Origin of the sequence: Dorea amylophila (assembly GCF_025567265.1) — a bacterium.
GTDB classification, from domain to species: domain Bacteria; phylum Bacillota; class Clostridia; order Lachnospirales; family Lachnospiraceae; genus Dorea_A; species Dorea_A amylophila.
Map to the genome: position 1 here is coordinate 1 of NZ_JAOQJW010000045.1, position 450 is coordinate 450.

Below are 450 nucleotides of genomic sequence, written 5' to 3' on the forward strand. Positions count from 1 at the left end.
GTTGACAATTCAAACGCCCTTGTGGTATATTAATCTAGCTGTCGCGTTAGACAAGGCCGTGAGGTAACAGAGTCGAAGCAGAAGACGGCGGGAACTGATTACGGAAAAGCAGAAAATGCCGGATCATAATCAGAAATCTTCGGGAATTGTTCCTGAAAAAAAGAATAAAATAACAGTTGACAAACACAACTACTTGTGATATTCTTAATAAGCTGTCGCTTGAGACAAACGAATGTTTGAGAAAGAGGTAGCAGACGGACAGCTGAAAAGCTGGTCGAAAAAAAGATTAAAAAAGTTCTTGACAAACGTCAATGAATATGATAATCTAAATAAGCTGTTTCAAACAGCAAAGACAAAGAACCTTGATAATTAAACAATAGACAACAACCCTGAAAATTCTAAAGAGAATTATTCAGAACAGACATTTAATGTCGAACCTTAAAACAGTAA

At 36.2% G+C, this 450-nt stretch carries 1 protein-coding gene; it reads left to right on the forward strand.

The annotated features are described in order from the left end of the window. Positions 1 to 232 precede the first annotated feature (232 nt). Positions 233 to 373, forward strand: a complete 141-nt coding sequence (locus OCV72_RS16440) for a hypothetical protein (protein WP_155515246.1) — start codon at positions 233 to 235, stop codon at positions 371 to 373. Positions 374 to 450: the final 77 nt, after the last annotated feature.